Raw genomic sequence first — 20,080 nt, 5'->3', positions numbered from 1 at the left:
CCTACTTAATCTCCTTTTAAATCAACGATAATTTGGGAAATGCTTGTCTCTAGCATCCAATCCCAGGTCTGACGCGTGTAAGCAACCAAACCCATGACGATATCATCCACAATTTTATCAGCAATTCCATAGACATTGCGACGAATAGTCTGTTCTAGCATGTCCTTATCATTCAATTCCAGCGCTTTGTCATAGGCAACGAGTCGACCATAGAAGCCTTCCATAAGTCTCTTCAAATGGCGCGTAATCTTCAATTCACTTACTTTCATGGATCTAATTGATTCCTCAATATCAGCCACAACCCAATTGCATAAACTTTGGCTCAGTTCGGGACACATCTCAACCTCATTCGGCCAAGGAAATTTCAGTCTTCGTAACATTAAAGCCAAATGGAGTGCCAAGATCTCAAATCGACCTTGCGGTGTATCAGGAATTTGATAATCCACAAAAAATATATATTGTCTGGCTTGACTTGTTACACTTGCATAGAGGTCAGCAGCTAAATCAGTCATTTTAGGTTGTGTTTTATTCAAAATTTTCATGATCATCAAGACCTTTATGATTGACAGTTTGAAGAGTTGATGTCAAATGTAGTGTAGTTTTTCATTTTACATTATTAGAGTTATTTTAGGTTACCAACTCATGAAGTGCAATGCATCTCTCTTTTCTTCTTTCATATTTTCAAGTTTTTTAATTGGCTGTGCCCCAACTATAGAATCCCGGGGATTCAATGCAGAAAATGTTCAATTTACTCAAATTAAACCAGGCGTTCAAACAAAGAAACAAGTGCAAGATCTTTTAGGAAGCCCGTCCACTATTTCTACTTTTGACCAAAATACTTGGTATTATGTTTCTAAGAAAACCGCAACAACATCCTTCTTTACGCCAGAAGTTCTGGAACAACAAGTTACCGTAATTAATTTTGATAAAAGTAACACAGTAAGCGATATTAAAACATACTCCGGTGAAGAGGCAAAAAATATTAAACCGATTGACCGTAAAACTGAAACGACAGGGTATGAAACTGGCGTTTTGCGTGAAGTATTTAGTAACTTTGGGCGGCTAAGCAGCAAAAAACCATCAAAATAGACGAACTCCCTTTTGTCATTCATACAAAAAGGTTAGTATATTTTTATGTGAGTAAAAAATTACTCGTAAACCACATAGGGAATGAAGGTCAGCTTGTAAGCTTATGAAAGTCGATTATAAAAATACAGTTTTTCTCCCCAAAACAAATTTTGCCATGAAGGCAAATTTGGCAAAACGTGAAGTTGATTTTTTGAATTATTGGAAAAAAATTGACCTATACAAAACCTTGCGCTCCCAATCTAAAGGCCGGAAAAAATTTATTCTTCATTTTGGCCCTCCCTATGCCAATGGTCACATTCATATTGGGCACGCCCTCACAGAAACTTTAAAAGACGTTGTCAATAAAACATACCAAATGCTTGGCTATGACGCTCCTTTAGTTCCCGGTTGGGACTGCCATGGTTTACCTATTGAATGGAAAATTGAGGAAAGCTATCGAGATGCAGGCCTTAACAAAGATGATGTTGATGTATTAGAATTCCGAGCCGAATGCCGAACCTTTGCCGCCAAGTGGGTTGATATTCAACGGGAAGAATTCAAACGGTTGGGAATCGTTGCGGACTGGGATGATCCCTACTCCACCATGAATTTCAAAACAGAAGCCCGAATTATTGAACAATTAGGATGTTTTCTTCTGAATGGAAGTTTATACCGGGGACAAAAACCAGTTATGTGGTCCGTTGTTGAAAAAACAACATTGGCTGAAGCAGAAATTGAATACAAAGATCACACCTCAGACTCTATTTATGTTGCTTTTCCTGTCAAGGAAACGCACTTGCCTATTTTGAATAATGTGGCTGCCGTCATTTGGACCACGACACCTTGGACCCTCCCCGGAAATCGAGCCATCGCATATGGAGAAAGTATCGAGTATTCCGTCATTAAGTCTGATAAGCATGACCAGGCTTTCCTTGTAGCAACTGATTTGGTTGCCGACTTTCTCGCCAAATTAGATGTTGAGACACACCACGTACTTGGAACTCTTAGTGGCAAGGAGTTAGCCGGGGTAATTTGTTCTCATCCTTTACAAGGAAAGGGGTATGATTTTCCGGTTCCTCTCCTTAACGCGGAGCATGTCACCACCGAAGCCGGAACTGGCCTTGTTCATACAGCACCAGGTCATGGACTAGAAGACTTTGAAGTTGGCAAAAAACATGGTCTTGAAATTCCTAGAACCGTTGCGGATGATGGTCACTATTATGCCAATGTTCCCTTATTTGCCGGAACATTTGTCTTTAAAGCCAATGCCAAAGTCATTGAAGCGATTCAAGAAGTCGGCCTCCTTCTTCATGCCACAAAAATCATTCATAGTTATCCTCATTCATGGAGATCTAAGGCACCGCTAATTTTTCGCACAACGGCACAATGGTTTATCAGCATGGAAAAAAATGACTTGCGTGCGAAATCTTTGAAGGCAATTGATGAAGTCACTTGGTTACCGACCATTGGCAAAAATCGTATTCGCTCCATGGTCGAAAGCCGTCCAGATTGGAACTTGTCGCGCCAACGTGCGTGGGGAACGCCCATGACGTTATTTATTCACAAAGAAACAGGGGAAGTTTTACGGGATGCTGACGTGCATGCCCGCATTGTCGAAGCCGTTGCTAAAGAGGGTGGTGATACTTGGTACACCAGCGAAGCCAGTCGCTTTTTAGCTCCCAAATACAACCCTAATGATTACGACAAAGTTATGGATATTCTGGATGTATGGTTTGATAGCGGCTGTACACATGAATTTGTTTTGAAAGATCGTCCTGAATTAGCTTGGCCAGCCGACCTTTATCTTGAAGGGTCAGACCAGCACCGCGGTTGGTTTATGTCCTCGTTGATGGAAGCTTGCGGAACAACAGGAAACGCTCCTTATCGCCAAGTCTTAACGCATGGTTTTACCTTAAATGAAAAAGGACTTAAAATGTCCAAATCGGAAGGTAATGCTCTAGCCCCTATTACCATTATTGATACCATGGGGGCTGATATATTGCGTTTATGGGTTATATCCGTCGATTATACAGAAGATATGCGCATTGGGACTGAAATTCTGAAATATCAAGAAGATATTTACCGCCGCTTACGCAATACATTGCGCTATTTGTTAGGTGCCCTTGATGGCTTCACCCCAGAAGAACAAGTTCCCTTCAATGATATGCCTAAACTTGAGCAATTGATTTTACATCGTCTGGCTGAATTAGATTTGGCGTTGCGAAAGAGTGCCGAAACTTTTGATTTTATGAACTTTTATGCCAGCTTACATACTTTCTGTGCTGTTGACTTATCCGCATTCTACTTTGATTTACGCAAAGATTGCCTCTATTGCGACTCCCCGTCTTCCCTAAAACGTCGCGCAGTACGTACCGTTATGGACCATATTTTTGCTTGCTTAACCCATTGGTTAGCTCCGGTATTAAGTTTCACAACTGAAGAGGCTCGTCAAGCTCGCTATGGAGAAGATGTGGACAGTATCCATTTGCAAGTTTTTCCCGATATTCCCTTCAGCTGGACTAACGCTGCCTTAGCTTCTCAATGGGAAATTATTCGAGATGTGCGACGAGTCATTACAGGTGCCTTAGAAGTTGAAAGGACCGCGAAAACAATTGGGTCTAGCTTACAAGCCAATGTCGCCATTTACGTAACCCCTGAGATTGCCGAAACTCTTAAATCGCTTGATATGAGTGACCCAGAGTTAGCCGAACTTTCCATTACCTCTCAAGCAACACTAATCATTGCCCAACCTCCTCCCGGTGCTTTTGTTCTCGAAGATGTCACAAATATAGGCGTCATAGTCAATTTGGCTGAGGGACAAAAATGTAGTCGATGTTGGAAAGTTTTAGAAGAAGTCGGACGCATCCATGAAGACTTATGTAAACGTTGCCTGGATGTCGTAGAGGAAGTGTAAAGATGACAAAAAAAGCAAAAATTAAAAAAGAGTTAACTGGAGAAAAGTCAAGTGACGCAAAAACGCTGCGTTCTCATTCGTTGCCTTGTATTTGGCCTTTTATGGGCCTGGGACTTGCGGGAATTATTTTTGTTTTAGATCAACTTTCCAAATGGATTGTTTTGAATCACCTCATGGTTCCTCCTCAAAATTTAAGGGTTACTTCATTTCTGAATATTATCTTAGCCTGGAATCGTGGGGTTAGTTTTGGACTTCTCTCGAGCAACAATCCTTATGGAGTATGGATTCTAGCTTCAATTGCTTTTGCATTTGCTTTTGTTCTGATAGCCTGGATTTGGCGGTCTGATTCAAAGATGCTCGCCATTGCATTTGGTATGGTCTTGGGAGGTGCTGTTGGTAACTTAATAGACCGTCTTCGTTTTGGTGCGGTTACAGATTTCCTTGATTTTCATGTTCATGGCTATCATTGGTATACATTTAATATTGCAGACATTGGCATTGTTGTCGGCGTTGGTCTCGTGATTATTGAGCATTTAAAAGAAATGTGGTTCCAAAAATAAATAATAAACATTAACTAGGTAAAAAAATGAAGATAATTTCTGAAAAACAATTAAGTTATAAAAAGTACTTTTTAACAGGCTTTCTATTAAACACTCTTATTTTAGGAGGATGCGATAGCTTCCGAAATGCTTTAGGTTTAGACCACTCAAGTCCTAACGAATGGAACACCGCAGAACCAAGTCCAGGCCTTATTTTGCCCCCTGACTTTGCTTCACGCCCCAAGCTGCCACCTCCTACACCAGGGAAACCTAATCCGCACGCTATTCCCGAAACGGCAAAAGCCCAAAAAACAATTTTAGGAGATGATTATCATATTGATTCAGCTCGTACTTCTTCACAAGGAGAGAAAGAACTCATTGAAAAGGCATCAGAAAACCAGGAAGTTCCTGCAGATATTCGTAAAAAAGTTGATGAAGAAGCCCAGATTGATGGCAACGTCTCTGAGAAAATAATCACACAAATAAAAAATTGGAAAAAAGAAGCCTCTGAAAATTTGACTTTATCACGGCCTAACACCACAGATCAAAAAGTTGAAAATAATCTTGACGCTGGCAAAAAAACGACCCCCCCAGAGAAAGAAGGAGAATGATGAGGATAAAATCCCGAATTTTTTGTAAAAGGATTTCTGACTCTAGTTTATTGCTCAGTTTACTGCAGCAGTCACTCATAAAAGCATTTTTTGCTTGTATTATTGTCTTGGGTTTCTATTGTTCGGTAAGTATTGCTCACGGACAATCTTCTTTACCGTCGCCGACACACCAACCCAAATCGAAGCCCATTAATGTGCAAGAAGTTAGAGGGAAAAAGGGTCTACGCGCGTGGATGGTAGAAACCCATGATATTCCTGTTGTTTCCGTTGCTTTGGCTTTTAAAAATGCCGGCAATGCTTCTGATCCCAAGGGATTTTCTGGTCTTACCTATTTATTATCAAGCACATTAGATGAGGGCGCAGGAAACTGGGATAGCCAAGAATTTAAGGCAGAATTGCTGAAAAATAATATTGAACTAACAATCGCCTCTTCTCAAGATTTCTTTCAAATTAGCATTCGAGCCGTCAAAAAAAATATACATCAAGCCTTTCATATTTTAAAAGACATATTAACAAAGCCTCGCTTTGACAAAATGGCCCTTATCCGCGTCAAAAATCAAATTCTAACCATATTGGAACAATCGCTCCACAGCGAACGCACAATAGCTACAAATAAACTTAATACGATCCTTTTTGCCAACCATCCGTATGGAACAACTGTTCAACAAACCTTGAAGGAATTTTCAAAAATCACTGATATTCAGTTACGTCAATTTATGAAAGACCGATTTGCCCAAGATCAGTTAATCATCTCTATTGTCGGTGATATTTCCGCAAACGAAGTCAAGGACTATTTGGATACCACTTTTGGAGATTTGCCACCAAAAGCTGTTCCTTATGACATTGATAGGGCCATTCTACCCAAAATGGGGACGACTGTTATTGAGCCTCTTAATATTCCCCAAAGTTTTATCCGGTTTGCCCAACCCGGAATTCCCCGCTCCGACCCTAACTTTTACCCCGCCTTTCTTCTCCTTAAAATCTTGGGAGAAGGCCAATATGAATCTCGCTTATGGAATGAGATTCGTGAAAAACGGGGGCTAACTTATGATATTGATGCGAATTTGACCTGGTCACAGCATTCCTCTCTGCTAGCGGGAGATACATCAACAAAAAGTAAGAGTGTCAAAGAAATGATCACTCTGATTCGAAAAATATGGACAGACATGGCGGAAGGCGCAACACAGGCCGAGCTCGATTTTATTAAGAAGCGCCTAATTGGGAGCTTTGCTTTAAATTTCAGCTCAACTATGAAAATTGCCAAAGCGTTATTAGTTTATCAAATAGATAACCTCGGATTAGATTACATCAATAAACGGAATGAAATTATCTCTGCTGTCACCCTTAAGGAGGTTAATGCTGTTGCAAAAACTCTTTTAAAACCCGACCAATTGACATTCGTTATTGTTGGTGACCCTAAAGAACTTTCCAGCCAAAATATAATTCAAGGAAAACAAATAGGAGCAAGCTCATAATGAAAAAATGGATTATTTTGGCCGTTACACTTTTCATTCACTCCATCCTATCGCCTATTTCTGCAGAGGGTATTTTTCACCCCTCTACATTATCTTTACCAAATGGTCTTCAAGTTGTTTTAATCGAAAATCACTTGGCTCCAGTGGTTTCAGTTAATTTAATTTATAAAGTGGGTACAGCAGATGACCCTGAAGCGATGCATGGCATCTCTCACTTCCTTGAGCACTTAATGTTTAAAGGTACAAAAGAAATTCCCACAGATCAATTTCGCAAGATTATCACCAGCAACGGAGGGCAAATTAATGCTTTCACAACGCCTGACCTCACAGCCTACACGTGTGACATTGCTATTGAATTTTTAGATTTCTATCTCAAACTTGAAGCCGACCGAATGCAAAATTTGGTTTTGAATGAAAGAGAATTGAAAGAAGAACAGAAAGTCGTTCAAGAAGAACGCTTGATGCGCCAGGATAACAACCCATTTAATTTGGCTTATGAATCTCTATTACGTGCAACTTTCTGGTATCATCCCTATGGTATTCCCCCCATTGGATATCCTCAACATATAGCTGCCTATACACGAGAAGCAACCTATGAACATTATAAAAAATGGTATGCACCCAATAATGCTATACTTGTTATTGCCGGGGACATCACTATGGAAAAACTCAAACCCATGGTTGAAAAGCATTTTGGCATGATACCGTCTCAGCCTATTCCTCAGCGTGTTCGCATAAAAGAACCAGATCATAAAGGAGTTACTATCACAGTTGAACAAGAAAATCCGCGGGTTAGTCAAGTGACCGTTCAGTGGAATTTTGCCGCTCCTAACCATCGTGCCCCCAATGCCGAGCATTACTATCCCCTAATTGTTCTTGAACAAATTTTGGGAGGCAATGATACAAGTCGACTCTATAAAAGCCTTGTTGATGAACAGAAAATTGCTGTGAGTGCCTACTGTTCTTATGATGATGATAGTTATGACCCTGAGAAATTTTCTTTTTCCGCTACACTGGCCCCCGATGCCTCCCTTACAGCTCTAAAAGTCGCCATACAAAAGCATATTTCAGATGTTATTAAAAAAGGGGTGACTCATAAAGAGCTTGCGGATGCTAAAAGAGATATTCTTGCAAATCTTGCTTTCGCAAGAGATGGAAATAATAGCAGTGTTATGGCATTTACTCGTTTGGGTGTCGGATTTACTGTGGAACAAATCGATAACTTACCCAGTAAAATAAACGCTGTGACACCTACGCAAGTTCAAGAAGCCGCAAATTTTGTCTTATCCAAAAATCCAGTAGCCATTGCTACAATTTACCCCGAAGGATACAAAGAAAAACAAAAACTTGAAGAACTACAATGCACGCAACTAAGGCAAAATCAAAATAACGTAACTGTACCCCCAATTCCTCAGAATGAAACAAATAAGAAATAACTAATAGTTTTAAAAATAAGGACTTAGCTTGTGATTTTGCAAAATACTTTGTTCACCCAAAACCTAGATGGAATCCCTTCTCTAGAAGAAGCTCCGGAAACTTTATCCTATTTGCAAACACTCAATGCAACCCTCCCCTTATTTATTGAACTACAATCTGATGATTTATTGTCCCAATTAAAGCCTGTAGTCGATCAATTTCAGAATTTCGAAGATATTTTCATTTTGGGAACGGGAGGATCTAGCTTAGGAGGGCAAACCCTTCTTTGCTTAAGAGATGCCAACAAATGTATTCCGAGATTTCATTTCCTAGACAATATTGATCCCCATACTTTTAAAAATTCTCTCAATAAAATCGATCCCTCCAAGACCGGTATCATTGCCATTTCGAAATCAGGCAATACCGCTGAAACATTAATGCAACTCTTAGTTTGCCTGCAATATTGGGTTGATTTAGGTTATGAAAAAATTATTAAAGATTGTTTTGTTGTCATCAGCGAACCTTTTGAAAATGGTATTCGTCAATTGGCAACTGCCTACAACATTGCTTGCTTAGATCACCCGACAAATATCGGGGGGCGTTTTGCTGTATTTACCGTTGTGGGAATGCTACCCGCCCTTATTGCGGGTGTAAATGCAAAAGAGATACGAAATGGTGCCCGTGATATTTTGAATTCTAATTTAGCAGCAATTAATACACAAGAGTGCCAAATTCTTCAGGGAGCTCTTGCACATATACGTTTAAGCCAGGAGGGAATCACTCAAACTGTAATGATGCCTTATATAGATCGACTCAACACTTTCTCCTTGTGGTTTCGACAACTGTGGGCAGAAAGTTTAGGAAAAAAAGATAAGGCTAATAATGCTCAAGGCATTACACCCATTCAAGCTTTAGGAACTGTCGATCAGCATTCACAACTCCAACTTTATCTAGATGGACCCCGTGATAAAGTCTATACCCTTATTACGTTAAACCATTTTGATGACATATTTAAAATAGCAATACCTCCCGTAGGGCATCCAGCCGTAGATCTTTTTCAGGGAAAATCAATGGGCAATTTAATGATGGCTGAACAAAAAGCCACCATCGATACTTTGCGACGTCACAAATGCCCAACGCGCGTCATTGAACTTGAAAAATTGGACGCCAAAACTTTGGGAGGATTGATGATGCATTATATTCTTGAAACCCTTGCAATGTCTCATCTTTTGGGCGTAAACCCTTTCGACCAACCCGCCGTTGAAGAAGGAAAAATTTTGACTCAACACTATTTGAGTAAAATCGCATGAATGTTAGGTTTCTTGATCCCACTCTCATTAACCAGATTGCTGCGGGTGAAGTCATTGAAAGACCCGCATCTGCTATTAAGGAGTTGGTTGAGAATGCCATTGATGCACAAGCCACGAAAATAGATATAGTGGTTCGCGAAGGGGGTCGTACGTTAATTTCTATTACAGATAATGGTCAAGGCATGAGCCAAAACGACTTAAATTTAAGCGTGGAGCGACATGCGACTTCAAAAATACCCGATAGCGACTTATTTAATATTCGAACCTTGGGATTTAGAGGGGAAGCCCTGCCCTCAATCGGTGCCGTAAGCCGCTTAACAATTATCAGCCGAACAAAAAATGATGATTCAGCCTGGCGTCTAACTGTTGAGGGAGGCAGTAAAAGTGCACTCTCCCCCACGTCCTTTGGTTGTGGTACACGCGTTGAAGTCAGAGACCTTTTTTATGCAACCCCTGCACGGCTCAAATTTTTGAAATCCCCCTCAACGGAGTTATCCCACATTGTCGATATACTGAGCCGTTTAGCCTTAGCTCATCCCGAAATTCACTTTTCTTTATTTGATGGAGAACGCCAAGTATTTTCCTACACCAATAACATGGACCGCATTAGTGCCATTTTAGGAAAGGATTTTCTTGAAAATTCTTGCCCTGTGCTCATGGTTCGAGAAGGACTCACACTAAAAGGGAAAATCAGTGTGCCAACATTTAACCGGAGTTCTGCGGCAACTCAATATTTATTTGTTAATGGTCGCCCGGTGAAAGATAAACTTTTATCTGCTGCCGTGCGCGTGGCTTATCAGGACTTTCTTGCAAGCAATCGTCACCCAGTTTTGGCGCTATTTTTAGATATAGACCCTGCTGAAGTTGATATAAATGTTCATCCTGCAAAAGCTGAAGTTCGCTTTAGAGATGCAGGGTTGGTGAGAGGGACGATGATCAGTGCCCTTAAAAACGCGTTACAGGAAGCCGCGCATCAAAGCTCAACAACAATTTCTAAAGAAGCTATTGTTGCTTTCCAACGGCCAACCATGACTCCAGGTGCTTGGACAGGGAAACAATATTCCGGACCTTCTTTGAGATCAGCTCCCTCTCATTCCGTCCGGCTTTCTTTTCCTGAACAGCACTTAGCCCCGGGATTAGATGAAACCATTGCTACCTATCATGCCGCTCCCTTATCTGCAATTACAATCCCTGAATCAGCTCCAGAACCCTCAGATAAGTATCCACTTGGATTTGCACGTGCACAAATTCATGGCACCTATATTTTAAGTGAAACCCCTGAAAGTCTTGTTATAGTTGATCAGCATGCAGCCCATGAACGCCTTGTTTACGAAAAAATGAAACAAGAACAGGCTTCAGCCGGCATTAAGCGACAAACTTTACTATTACCGGAAATTGTTGATCTCCCCGATGAGGCTTTAAAAGCCATTCTTTCTCGCCAACAAGATCTGCATCAGCTTGGACTGGTTATAGATAAATTTGGTCTTACAGCCATCATGGTGCGGGAAGTCCCTGCTATATTAGGAAAAGCTGACTGGAAACAGCTCATCTATGATTTAAGTTCTGAGATTTTGGATATGGACACTACCTTACAATTATCTGAGCAACTAAATGAGATTATGGGAACTCTTGCCTGCCACAATAGTGTGCGGGCCGGCCGTCAACTTTCATTGGACGAAATGAATGCCCTCTTACGCCAAATGGAAGCAACACCTTATTCCGGACAGTGCAATCATGGACGACCAACTTATATCAAGCTACAAAGACCAGAAATTGAAAAACTCTTTGGACGACGATAGAAAATGGTTTTGTCTTCACGAAAATCTTCATTTCAGTTATAAATGATCATCAATAAAGTGAGTGTGATCTTTTGTCGCAAATTCAATTTTTTTACTATTTTTATCATTTATTTTCAATAAGTTATTTAAGTCTTATATAAAATTATTCTTTCATTTTAAGCGTTTTCTAATTCATAATTATACAATTATCATTGCAACCGAATTGGCTTTTGGATTATCTAATAGCCAGGGGCTATGATAAAAAAAATAAAAAAATTAGCCCCGTAATTTTCCTGTTAAAAATTTCTACAAAAATCTAAGTCCTTAACCAATTAATTCTCTGATATAGTCACCTTAAGAGTTATCGTTAAAGGAATTAATTAAGCTATGAATTCAAGGAAAACACCCCCTCAGATCATATCATCGACAAGACAAAACGATCGTACAGTCGAAATCTCTAGCGAAATCAAGTCAATGATCCGGGTTAATCAAGCTGGTGAATATGGAGCTTCGAGAATTTATGCAGGACAACTTGCCATTTTAAAAGATACGCCTGCAGAGGAAAGCTTGACTGCAATGGCCGCTGAAGAAGCAGAGCATTTACAAAAATTTAACCGCCTTATAATAGAAAACCAAGTCCGCCCGACAATTTTACAACCTCTGTGGCATGTCGGTGGGTATGCTCTTGGGATGATTACAGCCATCATAGGCGAGAAAGCCGCCCATGCCTGCACGATTGCCGTTGAAGAAGTTATAGCTGAGCATTATCAAAGCCAATTGAAGGAATTAAAAAAAACAACAGATCATCATGACGCTTTAATCACCCTTATTGAAGAATGTCGGCAAGATGAGATAGCACACAAAGAGACAGCCATCGAACTTGGGGGACATGACGCCCCAGCATATCAGTTCTTAACCTCAACCATTAAAAAAATATCTCGAACAGCTATTTGGCTTTCGTCACGGTTTTGATAGATAAATTCTGCGTCCTCTTTGGCTCCCTCAGAGTTGGGTGAGCTTGCTCCATAATGAGATCAACCCATTCCTCACATAACGCTGTATAATTTTGATTCTGGCTAATTTTATAAGGGCACTTCTTCAAGCCAAATTTATGGGGCCCTTTGGGAATGGCTTGCCCGTCTCCCCCAATCTTAAAAGCCTCATTTTCATAACTCGCTGGATCCGCCTCAGCATCCAACAACACCGCTTTTGACGAATGAGGATTGGATCGCCTGTTCAAGGGAAAACCATCCCGCTTGATTCGAATTACACATTCCCGTTGTGCCGCATCATAACAAACTTCCTGGTAAGCCACTCCCGACTCCTCTGGATTTTCTGTGATGGTTTTATCAATCTTCAAATACTTTTTAATGGGTGCTTTCGGATTGACAGATAAGGGACGCGAAACACAAATATATCCCCTATTTTTCAATTCATTAGAAATTTGTTCATGAGTCAATAATTTTGTATTTAATGTCTTTAAATTCTGACATATAGTGCCCGCTTCAAATTGAATAATTTTACTCTTTACCAACGGATTGCGGTCTAAAAACTTTTGACTCCAAATACTTTGCGGGGACAAGGCCGATGCGAAAAGTTGTTTTTTTACCAATACGGATGGCAGGGGTTGGCTCAAGAAAATGGGATATATATATAAGCTTGTGGCAGCTATAAAAACAACGATCGCTGAGATTCCTATTTTGGTTTTAGATTTCATCAGGATTTTCTCTTAATTCACATGACCGAATTTGTTTCTTCTTACATTTACTCCAGAAAAGATAAGGAAACAATTGCCTTTTCATTGACGAGTGATTCAAAAGCATGCTTTATAGGTATAGTTTTAAAAATGTTCTTAATGGTTTGTAAGGGTTATGCCTGAAACTTTGACACAAACACATATTGAGGCAATAGCCCGCTCGCCACTCCCTCGACACGTTGCCATTATTATGGATGGAAATGGTCGTTGGGCGGATAAAAATAGTGTGTCCACCATATCAGGCCACCGCAAAGGTGCTGAGGTGACACGTAAAATTGTGCATCATGCGGCTTCGCGCGGCATTGCTTATTTAACCCTTTATGCTTTCTCTGCTGAAAATTGGCTGCGCCCTCAAGGTTGGGTGGATGAACTTATGGGACTATTGCGTTATAACTTAAAAAATCAAGTTAAGGATTTAGCTGAGAATGGTGTTCGTTTAAAAGTCATTGGCGACCGGACAAAACTTCCCGATGATATAGTAAAACTTATCGAAGATAGCGAAGACCTCACAAAGGAAAACAACCGAATCACACTTATAATGGCTCTCAGTTATGGTGGTCGTGATGAAATCGTCAGCACAGCAAAAAAGCTTGCCGAGCAAGTCAAAGCAGGTACATTAAAGGTAGAAGAGATCTCCACAGATATTTTCAGTCATAACCTTTATACAACAGAGATTCCAGATCCAGATTTGCTGATTCGGACCAGCGGTGAAAAAAGAATAAGTAATTTCCTTTTGTGGCAAATGGCATATACAGAATTTGTGTTTTCACCTACACTGTGGCCAGATTTTTCACCCGAAGATTTTGATCAAGCCCTTGAAACCTATCAACAAAGAGAGCGTCGTTATGGTGCAGTTATCGCCTCCAAAAAGTAGTTTTGACCAGAGTAATTTTGGAAAACGTACATTATCAACCGCCATTGGGGGGCCCCTGGTAATTGGTGCGGTCCTCCTCGGATCCCCTTACGTTGATATTTTGACTATCTTTTTACTGGGTATTCTTTTATGGGAATGGTCAAAAATGTCTGGCCTACCCTTAACGCACCCCATTAATCTTCTTGTCAGTCTTCTAATGATGTGGGCTATCATGGGAACAGGCAGTTTTGTCATTCCTTTTTGTTTCACACTGGGGGGCTTTGGATTTATTCTTTATTATCACAAACGCTTAGGTACCAGACTCATCCCATCGCTAATACTTCTTTCAGGACCTCTTTATATTGGTCTGGGAATGATAGCTATCTTAAATCTGGCAAAATTCACCCCTCTTACTTTGTTATGGGCCCTCATAATTGTTTGGACAACGGATATTAGCGCTTATGTTGTAGGAAGCCTTGTGGGAGGAGCAAAATTGGTCCCCACCATTAGTCCGGGGAAAACATGGTCCGGATTTATGGGAGGATCTATGCTCGGCACGGCTATAGGGATAACTCTTGCTCCTTATTGCGAATTGGGGATAAAAAGCCAAGCCATACTCTTTTGTCTGACACTATTGACGACATTCGTGGGTCACACAGGAGATATCTTAGAATCAGCCGCTAAACGGCTTTTCAAAGTTAAAGATTCTAGTCATATTATACCTGGCCACGGGGGGCTTTTAGATCGAATTGACAGTCTCTTACTGGTGGCCATTTTCTTTGTCGGCCTCAAATTTTTTAAGCTTTTTTGAGGAACCTAAATTATGCGCTCCATTACGATTTTAGGGAGTACTGGCTCAATTGGGAGGAGTACCGTTGACCTTCTATCAAAAAATCCGGAACAATTTACTGTTGAAGCACTGGTTGCCCAAAAAGATGTGGGGACACTTGCAGCCCAAAGTAAGATTCTGAAAGCCAAACTAGCGGTTGTAGAAGACGAATCTCAATATATAAATTTGAAAAATGCCTTGGGGGGAACAGGAATAACTGTTGCTGCAGGAAAGGCGGCTGTCATTGAAGCGGCACAAGCCCCTGCCCAATGGGTCATGTCTGCGATTGTGGGAACAGCAGGATTACGACCCACATATGCGGCTATTGAGCGAGGAGCTATTATTGCTTTAGCCAATAAAGAGTCCATGATTTCCGCAGGCCCTGTAATGCTTAAAGCCATAAAAGATCATAACGCCACACTCTTACCGGTTGATTCAGAGCATAATGCAATTTTTCAAGTCTTCCATGAGCCGCATCGTTCCTATGTGGAAAAATTAATTTTAACGGCCTCAGGTGGCCCTTTTCGAACGCTGTCTGTGCAGGAAATGAAAGCAGTAACCGTTGCGCAAGCTTTAAAGCACCCCAACTGGGCTATGGGGCCAAAAGTTACCATCGATTGTTCAAATTTAATGAACAAAGGATTGGAAATGATTGAAGCTTCCTATATTTTTGGATTTTCTGAAGAGCAGATTGATATATTGATTCACCCTCAATCCATCGTACATTCCTTACTTTCCTTTCAAGATGGTTCCGTTCTTGCTCAGCTTGGTATTCATGATATGCGCGTTCCTATTGCTTATACTCTCGCCTGGCCAAATCGCATCAAAACAGATCTTCCACGATTGGATTTACCCTCAATTGGGCAGCTTACTTTCGAGCAGCCGGATACCAATAAATTTCCCGCAATTCTGTTAGCAAGACAAGCTTTAAAAATAGGAAGGGACCGCCCTACAGTTCTTAATGCTGCAAATGAAATTGCCGTACAGGCTTTTGTTGAAGAAAAAATTTCTTACCTTGATATTGTCAATATTTCCCGAGAAGTTTTAGAAAAAATGCCCGAGTCACGTTTAGGGTCTCTTGATGAAGTTTTACAAATAGATCAACAAGCTCGCAATGAAGCTTTAAAAGTTATTCACAAAAAAATTGCCTTCTAGTGCTTTTGCACATTTTCATAACGCCCAGAATCAGCTAAGGTTGCAAATAATTAAACTTTTTGGAACGGGAATTTAATCTATGACCTCACTGCTTAGTTTTGCCCAACATGTGATTCCCTTTCTCATTGTACTAACAATCCTTGTATTTGTTCACGAACTTGGTCACTATCTTATCGCCCGTTATAATAAAGTTAAGATTGAAGTCTTCTCTATTGGATTTGGACCTGAGTTGTTTGGATGGAATGACAGCGCCGGTACACGTTGGAAAATAAGCGCAATTCCGTTAGGTGGCTATGTTCGTTTCTTTGGAGACGCAGATGCGAGTAGCCGTCCTGACGCTAACTCTTTAGAGAAAATGAACTCAGAAGAAAAATCTATGAGTCTCCATAGCAAGAGAGTTGGGCAACGCATGGCTGTAGCAGTAGCTGGACCTATGGCAAATTTCCTATTTGCCATCGCCATATTCTCTGCTTTATTTGTCATAAAAGGTGAACCCATTCTTCCAGCGGTAATCGGCGAAGTTGTCCCCGGAAAAATTGCAGAAAAATCAGGCCTCAAGGCTGGAGATAAACTGATAAGCCTTAATGGTATTGTCGCAAAAGATTTTTATGATTTGCGGGATCTCATTATCAATAACAAAGGGAAAGATGTAGACGTCCGCTTTACACGAGATGGTGCTGAGCAAACTATTCAAATTAAAATGGTTGAAACCGATGCTGCAGGCAATCAAAAACCTATTGGTGTGATAGGCATTAAACCTTCCCTTCCCGAATACCATAAAGTTAATCCCCTAACAGCCGTCACCCATGCTGTTGAAAAAACATGGACAACTTGCGTTGAAGCCCTTACAGGCATTGGGCAGATGCTTGTCGGAAAACGATCTTCTGAAGAATTAGGCGGCCTTTTATCCATCGGAGACATGGCTGGGAAAAGTGCTAAAGGGGGTATCGCCGCTCTTTTAGTCTTCATGGCTTTCTTATCAATTAATTTAGGTCTTATCAATCTTCTCCCCATTCCCGTTCTTGATGGGGGACATCTCTTATTTTATGGCATTGAAGCCATTCGCGGCAAACCTGTTCCAGAAAAGATACAAGAATATGCTTTCATGGCTGGGTTAGCGATAGTCGTAAGTGTCATGCTCATGTCCACATGGAATGATGTTGTTCGTCTCATACTGAAATAAATAAAGGGTAGAAATAATGCTTTCAGCAACCAAAACAATAAAGTCTTTTGCAACAGGTTTCTTGGTCACCACAACTCTCGCATCTTCTGCGTTTGCCAATACCATTCAAGGGATACAAGTAACTGGCAACAAACGTATTGAATCAGAAACAGTTATTTCTAACTTACCCCTTAAGGTTGGAGATTCTTTCGACGATATTCAACTGAATCAAGCATTAAAAGATCTCTTTGCCACAGGTTATTTTGCTGACGTTAAAATTCATCGTCAGAATAATGGTTTGCTCGTTGAAGTTACGGAAAATAGCCTAATTAACCGTATTTCTTTTGAGGGCAATTCAAAATTGAAAGAAGATAAACTAACTGAGGAAATTCAATTGCGCCCACGGGAAGTTCTTTCCCGCACAAAGATTCAAGCTGCTCAACAACGTATTTTAGAAATTTATCGTCGTATGGGACGATTTGATGCAACGGTTGAACCTAAAGTTATCCGTTTAGAAGAAAATCGTGTTGATTTGGTTTTTGAAATTAATGAAGGCGAAGTCACCTATGTTCGCAAAATAAATTTTATTGGGAATAAGCACTTCTCTTCATCACGATTAGAAGAGCAGCTGTTTACAAAACGGGCACGTTGGTTCCGTTTGTGGGCAAGCGATGATACCTTTGACCCGGATCGTTTCACAGCTGATCAACAAAATCTTCAACAATATTATTTTGATATGGGATATCCGGACTATCGATTAGTTTCTGCCGTTGCGGAATTGAGCCCAGATCATAAAGACTTCTATCTTACTTTTACCGTAGATGAAGGTGAGCTTTACACTTTTGGTAAAATTGACGTAATATCTCACCTTAAACAAGTTAATGCCGAAGAACTAAAGACGCTTGTCGACATCCAAAGTGGCGCTAAGTTTTCTCGCAAACAAATTGAACGTAATGTTACCTCTCTTAATACCCATGTCGGCACCTACGGATATGCATTTGCTGATATTCAACCCCGAATTGAAAAAAATAGGGAAAAGAAAACTATCGATCTCATCTTCGAAGTTCGGGAAGGTCCTCGAGTCTATATTGAGCGTATTGATGTCGTTGGGAACGATCGCACCCGTGACGAAGTTATTCGACGCGAACTGGGTATGCTCGAAGGTGATGCCTATAACTCAACAAAACTTAAGAAAGCCGAGAAGAACTTAAAAGACTTAGGTTATTTCAAAAAATCTGAGATTCAGACAGAACAAGGCACAGCACCAGATAAGGCGCGCCTCGTGGTCAAACTTGAGGAGCAGCCAACTGGTGAAATGGGTGTTGCCGCTGGTTTCTCAACCCTTGATGGTATTTTGGGTAACGTTAAATTCGCTGAGCGGAATTTTATGGGAACAGGACGAATTGTTCATGCGAACGTTACTCTTGCTCGTCGCGCACAAGAATATGATGTAGGTATCACAGATCCCTATTTCCTAGGTTACAATCTTGAAGCCGGTATAGATCTATTCCGTCTGCGCTCAACGCGTCTGTCACACTTTATTTCATCGACAAATGGTTTTTCACCCCATATTGCTTATTCTATTACGGAATATTTGGGCCAAACTCTCACTTACACCTTAAAAAATGATCATATTTCTCATATTGCAAATGATGCCTCTGCCATCATTAAACAGCAAGCTGGAAAGTTCGTAACATCAGCTGTGGGGCAAACCTTGGCATATGATCGACGTGATAGTCGTATTGATCCAACCTCTGGCTATCTCTTAAGCTTAAGTAACCAGTATGCAGGTCTAGGAGGAAAAGTAAACTTCCTAAAGAATTCTATTGGCGCAACATGGTTTTATTCACCTATTGAAGATGTTGTTATCAACGTAAGAGGTAACGTTTCAGCAATATTACGCGCGGGCAAAAAGCCTATTCGTATTGTGGATAGTATTCAATTAGGTGCAGATTCCTTCCGCGGATTTGCCTGGGGTGGTATTGGACCACGAGATAGTATTACAAGAGACCCTATGGGAGGCACGCGATCCTGGACAGGTACTATTGAAACCCTTTTCCCAATTGGTCTTCCCAATGAATTTGGCGTCAAAGGTGCCATATTTACTGACTTCGGTACAACATGGAAAGCGGGCCAAACAGGTCCGCAAGTTATCGATAGACGAACGATTCGTGCCTCAGTTGGTATCGGTTTGTCCTGGACATCGCCTTTTGGACCTCTAAAGATTGATTATGCAATCCCTGTGAAGAGAGAGAAATATGACGATACACAACGCTTTCTGTTTGGATTTAGCTCACGCTGGTAGTGCAAGACTTTAGGAGAAAGAATGACCCAGCGAAAGAACATTTTATTATTTTTGTTGGTATTGCTATGTAGCGCTGGAATTTTTATGTGGATTGGGAGTCATTTCCCATCCACATCTTTTTCTCTTTTTAAACGCACAAATACAAAATTTCCCACCACTATATCCATAGGTGTTGTGGACATAAATCGCATAAAATCCAACTCTAAAGTTTTTCAAAAATTTAAAAATGCTTTAGACAATCTGAATGCTAAAATTCATCAGGAAATTTTACAAAGAGAAACAAAACTTAGCGCAGAGTACGAACAATTTAAAAAAAGTGATGAAGAAGGTAAAGAGCCAACTCAAGAAAACCATAAACAACGGGCAGAATTTGATAAAAAGGTTGCTGAGCTTGAAAAGATTGTTCGAAGTCGCCGAGAAGAGTTAGATCAGGAATATACAAGTGGGCTCGTAAAAATTAAACAAGATCTCAAAGAGATTATAGATGATCTGGGTAAAACCTTGAACTTAAAAATTATCTTGAATACATCGATTGGCGACGGTAATCAAATGGATCAATCAATTGTTCTTTACTGTAATGATGGGTTAGATCTCACAGATGAAGTCATCAAACGGCTGGATAAGTAACTTATTAGCCCAAACTTTTTGTGTAGTCTCTAAACTATTTTTTTAATCGTTTGTTGATTACCTTATGCCAAAAATTGAGGGAAATAGGCGCTTTTCCCTAAACACAATATTGGCAAAAGCAATTGTTTTTGCTAAGCACAATTAAATGATAAAAAATTTTTGTAAAATAATATGCACTTTCCTTAGTTTACACCCTTGTCTCAGTTGATTAATCTGCTCATACTAGTAAGAAAGGATTTTTGTAAAATTTTAAATAGATGTTTTTAACATCTTGTGCAAAGG

Annotated in this window: 17 protein-coding genes; 15 read left to right on the top strand and 2 right to left on the bottom strand. The window is 40.4% G+C overall.

Annotated elements, in window-relative coordinates; genetic code table 11:
* Nucleotides 1–5: 5 nt before the first annotated feature.
* A complete protein-coding gene (locus tag FJX03_03290; protein MBM3632718.1) occupies nt 6–548 on the bottom strand; it encodes a hypothetical protein in 543 nt (180 codons plus the stop codon).
* A gap of 94 nt (nt 549–642) precedes the next feature.
* On the opposite strand from FJX03_03290, the gene FJX03_03285 reads away from it, so the two are divergent.
* The 9 genes from FJX03_03285 (at nt 643) to FJX03_03245 (ending at nt 12,083) form a co-directional block, all read left to right on the top strand.
* Nucleotides 643–1,089: an outer membrane protein assembly factor BamE gene (locus tag FJX03_03285; GenBank protein MBM3632717.1), complete on the top strand. Its 447-nt coding sequence runs from the start codon at nt 643–645 to the stop codon at nt 1,087–1,089.
* 103 nt (nt 1,090–1,192) lie between these two features.
* Entirely contained in the window at nt 1,193–3,982 is a 2,790-nt protein-coding gene (locus tag FJX03_03280; protein MBM3632716.1) for an isoleucine--tRNA ligase, read from the top strand.
* Nucleotides 3,983–4,083: 101 nt separating this feature from the next.
* The gene (gene lspA / locus FJX03_03275; GenBank protein MBM3632715.1) at nt 4,084–4,542 is read left to right on the top strand and encodes a signal peptidase II; all 459 of its coding nucleotides are present in this window, start codon (nt 4,084–4,086) and stop codon (nt 4,540–4,542) included.
* 26 nt (nt 4,543–4,568) lie between these two features.
* On the top strand, nt 4,569–5,132 hold the full coding sequence (locus tag FJX03_03270; protein ID MBM3632714.1) for a DUF3035 domain-containing protein: 564 nt from the start codon (nt 4,569–4,571) through the stop codon (nt 5,130–5,132).
* Nucleotides 5,129–6,607 (top strand): insulinase family protein, encoded by a 1,479-nt coding sequence (locus FJX03_03265; protein MBM3632713.1) that lies wholly within the window; start codon nt 5,129–5,131, stop codon nt 6,605–6,607. The genes FJX03_03270 and FJX03_03265 overlap by 4 nt, the downstream gene beginning before the upstream one ends.
* Complete coding sequence (locus tag FJX03_03260) at nt 6,607–8,043, top strand: insulinase family protein (GenBank protein MBM3632712.1); 1,437 nt, start codon at nt 6,607–6,609, stop codon at nt 8,041–8,043. Before FJX03_03265 ends, FJX03_03260 begins: the two co-directional genes overlap by 1 nt.
* A 30-nt stretch (nt 8,044–8,073) precedes the next feature.
* Nucleotides 8,074–9,333 carry a glucose-6-phosphate isomerase gene (locus tag FJX03_03255; protein MBM3632711.1) on the top strand — a complete coding sequence of 420 codons (1,260 nt, stop codon included), beginning with the start codon at nt 8,074–8,076 and terminating at the stop codon, nt 9,331–9,333.
* A complete protein-coding gene (mutL, locus tag FJX03_03250; GenBank protein ID MBM3632710.1) occupies nt 9,330–11,132 on the top strand; it encodes a DNA mismatch repair endonuclease MutL in 1,803 nt (600 codons plus the stop codon). Before FJX03_03255 ends, mutL begins: the two co-directional genes overlap by 4 nt.
* 366 nt (nt 11,133–11,498) lie before the next feature.
* Complete coding sequence (locus FJX03_03245; protein MBM3632709.1) at nt 11,499–12,083, top strand: demethoxyubiquinone hydroxylase family protein; 585 nt, start codon at nt 11,499–11,501, stop codon at nt 12,081–12,083.
* On the opposite strand, the gene FJX03_03240 is transcribed toward FJX03_03245, so the two are convergent.
* Complete coding sequence (locus tag FJX03_03240; protein ID MBM3632708.1) at nt 12,058–12,828, bottom strand: hypothetical protein; 771 nt, start codon at nt 12,826–12,828, stop codon at nt 12,058–12,060. The two genes, FJX03_03245 and FJX03_03240, sit on opposite strands and share 26 nt — an antisense overlap.
* A gap of 154 nt (nt 12,829–12,982) precedes the next feature.
* Here FJX03_03240 and FJX03_03235 point away from each other — a divergent pair, with 154 nt between their 5' ends.
* The 6 genes from FJX03_03235 to FJX03_03210 all read left to right on the top strand — a co-directional run bounded on the left by FJX03_03235 (nt 12,983) and on the right by FJX03_03210 (nt 19,798).
* Nucleotides 12,983–13,741: an isoprenyl transferase gene (locus FJX03_03235; GenBank protein ID MBM3632707.1), complete on the top strand. Its 759-nt coding sequence runs from the start codon at nt 12,983–12,985 to the stop codon at nt 13,739–13,741.
* Entirely contained in the window at nt 13,713–14,531 is an 819-nt protein-coding gene (locus FJX03_03230) for a hypothetical protein (GenBank protein MBM3632706.1), read from the top strand. Before FJX03_03235 ends, FJX03_03230 begins: the two co-directional genes overlap by 29 nt.
* A gap of 12 nt (nt 14,532–14,543) precedes the next feature.
* A complete protein-coding gene (locus FJX03_03225) occupies nt 14,544–15,704 on the top strand; it encodes a 1-deoxy-D-xylulose-5-phosphate reductoisomerase (GenBank protein ID MBM3632705.1) in 1,161 nt (386 codons plus the stop codon).
* A gap of 79 nt (nt 15,705–15,783) precedes the next feature.
* Nucleotides 15,784–16,887 carry an RIP metalloprotease RseP gene (gene rseP / locus FJX03_03220; GenBank protein ID MBM3632704.1) on the top strand — a complete coding sequence of 368 codons (1,104 nt, stop codon included), beginning with the start codon at nt 15,784–15,786 and terminating at the stop codon, nt 16,885–16,887.
* A gap of 16 nt (nt 16,888–16,903) precedes the next feature.
* Nucleotides 16,904–19,171, top strand: coding sequence for an outer membrane protein assembly factor BamA (gene bamA / locus FJX03_03215; GenBank protein ID MBM3632703.1), 2,268 nt, complete (start codon nt 16,904–16,906; stop codon nt 19,169–19,171).
* 21 nt (nt 19,172–19,192) lie between these two features.
* Nucleotides 19,193–19,798 carry an OmpH family outer membrane protein gene (locus FJX03_03210; protein MBM3632702.1) on the top strand — a complete coding sequence of 202 codons (606 nt, stop codon included), beginning with the start codon at nt 19,193–19,195 and terminating at the stop codon, nt 19,796–19,798.
* Nucleotides 19,799–20,080: the final 282 nt, after the last annotated feature.

Source organism: Alphaproteobacteria bacterium (genome assembly GCA_016870095.1).
GTDB lineage: Bacteria > Pseudomonadota > Alphaproteobacteria > Paracaedibacterales > VGCI01 > VGCI01.
This window is presented reverse-complemented; position numbering and strand designations above follow the sequence as displayed.

What these genes read in the sequence shown, in the direction of transcription:
- FJX03_03290 (MBM3632718.1), bottom strand. Translation starts at nt 548, where the DNA reads ATGATCATGAAAATTTTGAATAAAACACAACCTAAAATGACTGATTTA.
- FJX03_03285 (MBM3632717.1), top strand. Translation starts at nt 643, where the DNA reads ATGAAGTGCAATGCATCTCTCTTTTCTTCTTTCATATTTTCAAGTTTT.
- FJX03_03280 (MBM3632716.1), top strand. Translation starts at nt 1,193, where the DNA reads ATGAAAGTCGATTATAAAAATACAGTTTTTCTCCCCAAAACAAATTTT.
- lspA (MBM3632715.1), top strand. Translation starts at nt 4,084, where the DNA reads ATGGGCCTGGGACTTGCGGGAATTATTTTTGTTTTAGATCAACTTTCC.
- FJX03_03270 (MBM3632714.1), top strand. Translation starts at nt 4,569, where the DNA reads ATGAAGATAATTTCTGAAAAACAATTAAGTTATAAAAAGTACTTTTTA.
- FJX03_03265 (MBM3632713.1), top strand. Translation starts at nt 5,129, where the DNA reads ATGATGAGGATAAAATCCCGAATTTTTTGTAAAAGGATTTCTGACTCT.
- FJX03_03260 (MBM3632712.1), top strand. Translation starts at nt 6,607, where the DNA reads ATGAAAAAATGGATTATTTTGGCCGTTACACTTTTCATTCACTCCATC.
- mutL (MBM3632710.1), top strand. Translation starts at nt 9,330, where the DNA reads ATGAATGTTAGGTTTCTTGATCCCACTCTCATTAACCAGATTGCTGCG.
- FJX03_03245 (MBM3632709.1), top strand. Translation starts at nt 11,499, where the DNA reads ATGAATTCAAGGAAAACACCCCCTCAGATCATATCATCGACAAGACAA.
- FJX03_03240 (MBM3632708.1), bottom strand. Translation starts at nt 12,828, where the DNA reads ATGAAATCTAAAACCAAAATAGGAATCTCAGCGATCGTTGTTTTTATA.
- FJX03_03235 (MBM3632707.1), top strand. Translation starts at nt 12,983, where the DNA reads ATGCCTGAAACTTTGACACAAACACATATTGAGGCAATAGCCCGCTCG.
- FJX03_03230 (MBM3632706.1), top strand. Translation starts at nt 13,713, where the DNA reads ATGGTGCAGTTATCGCCTCCAAAAAGTAGTTTTGACCAGAGTAATTTT.
- FJX03_03225 (MBM3632705.1), top strand. Translation starts at nt 14,544, where the DNA reads ATGCGCTCCATTACGATTTTAGGGAGTACTGGCTCAATTGGGAGGAGT.
- rseP (MBM3632704.1), top strand. Translation starts at nt 15,784, where the DNA reads ATGACCTCACTGCTTAGTTTTGCCCAACATGTGATTCCCTTTCTCATT.
- bamA (MBM3632703.1), top strand. Translation starts at nt 16,904, where the DNA reads ATGCTTTCAGCAACCAAAACAATAAAGTCTTTTGCAACAGGTTTCTTG.
- FJX03_03210 (MBM3632702.1), top strand. Translation starts at nt 19,193, where the DNA reads ATGACCCAGCGAAAGAACATTTTATTATTTTTGTTGGTATTGCTATGT.